Annotated in this window: 7 protein-coding genes and 1 pseudogene; 5 read left to right on the top strand and 3 right to left on the bottom strand. The window is 67.2% G+C overall.

The window, feature by feature from the left end; all coding sequences use genetic code 11:
* A partial coding sequence (locus tag ACRDPN_RS14930) for an IMP dehydrogenase (RefSeq protein ID WP_431449471.1) occupies positions 1–216 on the top strand: 216 nt, incomplete at its 5' end.
* Here the strand turns inward: ACRDPN_RS14930 and ACRDPN_RS14925 are convergent.
* From ACRDPN_RS14925 to ACRDPN_RS14915, 3 genes are all read right to left on the bottom strand, one after another.
* Complete coding sequence (locus tag ACRDPN_RS14925) at positions 213–842, bottom strand: hypothetical protein (protein WP_431449470.1); 630 nt, start codon at positions 840–842, stop codon at positions 213–215. The two genes, ACRDPN_RS14930 and ACRDPN_RS14925, sit on opposite strands and share 4 nt — an antisense overlap.
* Before the next feature lie 63 nt (positions 843–905).
* A complete protein-coding gene (locus ACRDPN_RS14920) occupies positions 906–1,913 on the bottom strand; it encodes an adenylate/guanylate cyclase domain-containing protein (protein ID WP_431449469.1) in 1,008 nt (335 codons plus the stop codon).
* On the bottom strand, positions 1,910–2,332 hold the full coding sequence (locus ACRDPN_RS14915) for a cyclic nucleotide-binding domain-containing protein (protein WP_431449468.1): 423 nt from the start codon (positions 2,330–2,332) through the stop codon (positions 1,910–1,912). Before ACRDPN_RS14915 ends, ACRDPN_RS14920 begins: the two co-directional genes overlap by 4 nt.
* A 165-nt stretch (positions 2,333–2,497) precedes the next feature.
* On the opposite strand from ACRDPN_RS14915, the gene ACRDPN_RS14910 reads away from it, so the two are divergent.
* The 4 genes and pseudogenes from ACRDPN_RS14910 to ACRDPN_RS14895 all read left to right on the top strand — a co-directional run.
* The gene (locus tag ACRDPN_RS14910; protein ID WP_431449467.1) at positions 2,498–3,601 is read left to right on the top strand and encodes a GuaB3 family IMP dehydrogenase-related protein; all 1,104 of its coding nucleotides are present in this window, start codon (positions 2,498–2,500) and stop codon (positions 3,599–3,601) included.
* Positions 3,602–3,751: 150 nt separating this feature from the next.
* Positions 3,752–3,936, top strand: a pseudogene (locus ACRDPN_RS14905) (GNAT family N-acetyltransferase); the annotation flags it as partial.
* A complete protein-coding gene (locus ACRDPN_RS14900) occupies positions 3,937–4,065 on the top strand; it encodes a hypothetical protein (RefSeq protein WP_431449472.1) in 129 nt (42 codons plus the stop codon).
* Positions 4,066–4,184: 119 nt separating this feature from the next.
* Positions 4,185–5,179: hypothetical protein (locus ACRDPN_RS14895; protein ID WP_431449466.1), on the top strand; the 995-nt coding region annotated here is incomplete at its 3' end.

The following is a 5,179-nucleotide window of genomic DNA, read 5'->3' as shown; positions in this document are numbered from 1 at the left end:
ATCGAGGGTCAGGTCGCCTACCGCGGCCCGCTCGGCGCCGTCGCCCACCAGCTCATCGGCGGCCTGCACCAGTCGATGTTCTACGTCGGCGCGAAGACGATTCCCGAGCTGCAGGAACGCGGCCGGTTCGTCCGCATCACGGTGGCTGGCCTCAAGGAGAGCCACCCGCACGACATCCAGATGACCGCCGAGGCCCCCAACTACAGCTCGCGCTAGTCCTCGGCCGGACTCGTTTCTGGCGCGTTCTTGGAGAGGGTCAACCCCAGGCCGACCACCAGGACCCAGAGCAACGCCGGGAACCAGCTGAGGAACGGAGCGAAGGCGGCGAGGGCGAGGATGATGGTGACCGCGAGGCTGAACCATCCGATCCACCGCGATCCCAGGTCCGCGCGCAGGTAGACGGCCGCGGTGGCACCGGAGACCAGCCCCATGGCCGTCCACCCGATGTACCCCAGGCTGTCCTGAATGATGTACACCGCTGCAACAGTGCTCGGGCTCGACTCTTCGGCCGCTGCCGCCAAAACCACCTGAAGGCCGTATCCGACGAGCACTGCGGCGGCCGTCACTGCGACGCCGACCGCCATGACGAGGACCGGAACTCTTCCAGAGGTTGTTCTCCACAGGTGGTCAGCGAATCCGGCGACGAAGACGACGATGCAGGCCATCCCGAGGAAAGTGACGCCGGACCCGATCAAGAGGCCGACGGTGTTGTCGTGGATGTAGTCGATGGTGGATGCACTCGGCGCGTTCTGCTGCGCCTTGGTCAGGCTCGGCGTGTGGACGAACGCCCGCGACTCCACGAGGAGGACTCCGACAGGTCCGGCAGCGGGCCAGATTCTCATGCCTTCAACGTAGGACCGGGTGAACCGCCGCACATGACCCGTTCGAACCACGTCGAGCGGTGTCTAGCCGGCTGGGTCGCGCTTCTCGCGGGGACGCTTCAGCGACCACGGCTCGAGGTGCTCGTAGCCCTTCACCGACGTCCGCCGCATTCGCTTGAGACGCAGGTCGTCGTCGTCGCGCAGGTGCTCGGCCATCTCGCGGTCGACGACGGCGCTGCCAGGCCGAGCCACCGACGTGAGACGTGACGCGACGTTGACGACGGGGCCGAACACGTCCCCCATGTGGTTCAGGACGTTGCCGTGGGCCAGGCCGATGCGGACCTCTGGGAACGTCCCATCCGCTTCGTGCTCGTCCAGCAGCGCCAGCGCGAGGAGCGCGGCCTGCTTGGGGTCGTCGACGACGAACAGCACCTCGTCGCCGATCGTCTTGACCACGTGCCCGTGGTGGTCGGTGATCAGACCGGCGGCGACCTCGTCGAACCGTTCGACCATGTCGGTCAGCTCCCGACGGCTCATCTTGCGGCTGCGGGACGTGTAACCCACGATGTCGGCGAACCCGACGCACATCGGCGACGCATCGACGTCGGCGGAGTCGGTCAGCAGCAGCCGGCTCGCCGCGTTGATCAGGTGCCGGCGCCATACGTACGCCTGCACCTGCTCCCCGAGCGGGACGACTTTCTCGAGCTCATCGAGATCGCCCGCGGCGACATCCTCCTGGGATCCGGCTCCCATGGAGCCGAGGAAGGCACGAACCTGCCACTCTGCGAGACGGGCGAAGGACCGGCCGATGGTCCGGATGAACGCCTGCTCGGTGTCGGGCTCGATCACGCCGAGCTCGATCAGCTCCTGGGTCAGACGGAGTGCCTCGACATCGGCCTCGGTGAACGCGGCGTCGTCGTCATCGGCCTCGGGAAAACCGAGTGCTCGCCATCGTTGGCGAGCGATGTCGGGATTGACGCCCGACAGCTCAGAGACGTCGGCGCGCTTCAGGTGCGGCGCCTCACCGAGCATCAGCTCAGTGATCGCACGGATGACGTCGCCAGGATCGAACCCGGGCTCGTCGGCCGTCATTCGCCGCCGGCGGCCTCGAGTCGCATCTTCTCCGTGGCCTCGAATGCCTCGCGGATCGCGGGAATGCTGTTGGCCAGCGCTCTGCCGGCCTCGGGAGTGAAGTTGAGCGCGGTGACCGCGGTCTTGGTGACGACCGCGGCGGAGCGCAGCTGGTGGTTCATGACGGCGGCCTCACCGATGAAGGTGCCGGCACCCATCGTGGCGACCTCCTCCTTGTTGTGACGGACCGAGACCTCGCCCTCGAGGATGTAGTAGGCGGCGTCGGCAGGAGTCTTCTCCAGGATGAGCGACCAGCTGTCGGGCAGGTGCACGAGGCGGCCGGCCTCGGCGACCTGCTTCACCTCTTGGTCGCTGAAGCCCGACAGCTCCTTGAGTCGCGCAATCGTCTCCGGATCAGGGGCGAAGCGGTCTTTGCGCATGTTGGTACCGAAAACTTCCTGCTCAGGGCGGCCCATAGCCGCCGAAATCCACCCTCTTGGGTGGGAATCCTTCCATCGGTCGTCACCTCTGTCCACTTGGTGAGCGAGTGGTGCGGCTCACCCACAAGCGCCTGATCGCCCCGGATGGTTGCGTACCCTGAGCGCATGGACACCGAGATCGGCACGGCCAAGCGCGGCCGCCGCGCCTACTCCTTCGACGACATCGCCATCGTGCCCAGCCGGCGTACGCGCGACCCCGAGGAGGTCTCGACGGCCTGGCAGATTGACGCGTACCGCTTCGAGCTGCCGGTCGTGGCCGCCCCGATGGACTCGGTCATGAGCCCGGAGACCGCCATCGCCCTCGGACGCCATGGTGGGCTCGGCGTCCTCGACCTCGAAGGTCTCTGGACGCGCTACGAGAACCCCGACAAGCTGCTCGTCGACCTGGCGTCCATCGACGCTCCGCAGGCCACCCGGCGATTGCAGGAGGTGTACGCCGAGCCGATCAAGCCTGAGCTCATCACGGCTCGTCTCCAGCAGATGCGCGACGCGGGCGTCACCGTGGCGGGGGCTCTCTCGCCGCAGCGCACCAAGCAGTTCGCCGACGTCGTGGTCGATGCCGGCGTCGACCTCTTCGTCATCCGCGGCACCACGGTCTCGGCCGAGCACGTCTCGGGCCAGACCGAGCCGCTGAACCTCAAGGAGTTCATCTACGAGCTCGACGTCCCCGTCATCGTGGGAGGTTGTGCCACCCATCAGGCGGCCCTCCACCTCATGCGCACCGGCGCCGCCGGAGTGCTGGTCGGTTTCGGCGGGGGAGCAGCGCACACCACCCGTTCGGTGCTCGGGGTGGCGGTGCCGATGGCTTCGGCGGTGGCCGATGTCGCCGCGGCCCGACGCGACTACCTCGACGAGTCCGGCGGGCGGTACGTCCACGTCATCGCCGACGGCTCGATCGGCCGTAGCGGTGACATCGCGAAGGCCATCGCCTGCGGCGCGGACGCCGTCATGATCGGCTCGCCGTTCGCGCGGGCCGTCGAGGCACCCGGGCGCGGCTTCCACTGGGGCGCCGAAGCCTGGCACCCCGAGCTGCCGCGGGGCGAGCGGGTCGAGATCGGCACCGTCGGAACGCTGGACGCGGTGCTCTTCGGGCCCTCGTCAGTGCCGGACGGAACGATGAACCTCATCGGAGCGCTCCGCCGCGCGCTCGCGACCACCGGCTACACCGACCTCAAGGAGTTCCAGCGCGTCGAGGTCGTCGTCGGTTGATACTCGAGCGCGTCCCGTTCGACCATCCCGACGCCGTCGCGCTCAGGGGCCGCGCAGGTGGCCTACGGCGACGAGCTCTTGTCTTCGACCCTGCGTCCGTCCACCGCCTCGGCTCCGAGGAGCTCGATCCGGCGTCGGTGCTCGTCACCGATGGTGGCCTACGACGACGACCGTCCGGTCGGACACGCGTGCCTGCGTCGACTCGGTGGCGTCATGGCCGGTGAGCTCGAGATCAAGCGGATGTTCGTCGAGCCGGACGCTCGGGGAGTGGCGTCGCGGATGCCTTGCTGGAAGCCGTCGAGCAACGCGCTCGCGACGAGGGAGTGCCGCGGGTCGTGATCCACACCGGCGACCGCCAGCTCGCCGCTCTGCGCTTCTACCAGCGACACGGATACACACCGATCGACGTCTTCCCGACCTACGAGGCGGTCACCTACTCGCGGTGCTTCGAGCGGGTCTTCTGAGCTCTGCCGGGTGTTGTGTCCACTCCGTCAGGACTTTCTGATTCGCCGGACGAGACGGAATTGCAGCCCTACTCTGTGAGCGACGGGGGATTCACTCAGATTCCATAGGGAGCACTACCGTGCGTCGTTCCCCTGTCGTTGTCGTGACGTTGGCGCTGATGGCGTCCGCCTTGATCGCCGGTTCCCCGGCGTCGGCCGTGCCCTACGAAGGCCCTGTGACCGGTGTGTTGAAGGCGACGCCGGGCACGTTCACGGCGGGTCAGCAGATCGAGCTGATGGCGAACTTCCCCTCCGACCAGGCGACGGAGATCGTCGAGTTCTTCAAGGAGACCTCGCCCGGGTCCAAGGACTACACCTCGCTGGGCACCGACGTCGCGAACCAGTACGGCAACTCCTATTTCGAGCCGGTGACGGTGGATGCGGAGCAGAAGGTGTTTGCCCGCACTCCCGACGGTGGGGTGACCCAGGAGCTGACGCTGACACCGACCGTGATCGTTCCTACCAACTTCACGGTCGGCGGGACGCTCACGATGAACCCGGCAACCGCGAAGAACGGGGACACCGTCTACTTCCTCGCGAACTTCCCGTCCGGCACGTTCGACGTGACGCTGTACGAGGAGAAGACGCCGGGGGTGTGGTCGTCCATCGGTGTCGACAGGACCAACACTTCTGGCAACGCGTACTTCCACGACTTCGAGGTCACCGGCTCGAGGAAGGTCTTCGCTCTCGCCAGCACGGGCAAGCGCACCGAGGTCGACACCGTCACTCCGACTCCCGAGGTGACGCTGAGCATCCAGCGAGACTGCAACAACAGCAATCACTGCGCGATGACCGCCACAGCCTACGGAGAGCTCGAACCAGCCCAGCAGGGGCGCGTGATCAAGCTCCAGCGCCTGAGCGGCTCGTCCTGGGTGTCGGTCGACAGCACGGCGACCACCGGCGCCGACGGCAAGGCCCAGATCACGTTCAGCCTCGACGGCGTGCCGCGATGGACGACCCGTTCCTACCGGCTCACGTCCGCAGCATCCGGGTCGAGTCCCTCGGTGACGTCGCGTTCGATCCAGTTCATGCCGGGGCCGATCGAGCTCGGTGAGAACGTCTTGAGGGTCGACGT

It is taken from the genome of Aeromicrobium sp., assembly GCF_050700635.1.
Classification (GTDB): Bacteria; Actinomycetota; Actinomycetes; order Propionibacteriales; family Nocardioidaceae; genus Aeromicrobium.
This window is presented reverse-complemented; position numbering and strand designations above follow the sequence as displayed.

Excerpts from the sequence above, each read along its gene's own strand:
- ACRDPN_RS14910 (WP_431449467.1), top strand. The coding sequence starts at position 2,498 with ATGGACACCGAGATCGGCACGGCCAAGCGCGGCCGCCGCGCCTACTCC.
- ACRDPN_RS14915 (WP_431449468.1), bottom strand. The coding sequence starts at position 2,332 with ATGCGCAAAGACCGCTTCGCCCCTGATCCGGAGACGATTGCGCGACTC.
- ACRDPN_RS14920 (WP_431449469.1), bottom strand. The coding sequence starts at position 1,913 with ATGACGGCCGACGAGCCCGGGTTCGATCCTGGCGACGTCATCCGTGCG.
- ACRDPN_RS14925 (WP_431449470.1), bottom strand. The coding sequence starts at position 842 with ATGAGAATCTGGCCCGCTGCCGGACCTGTCGGAGTCCTCCTCGTGGAG.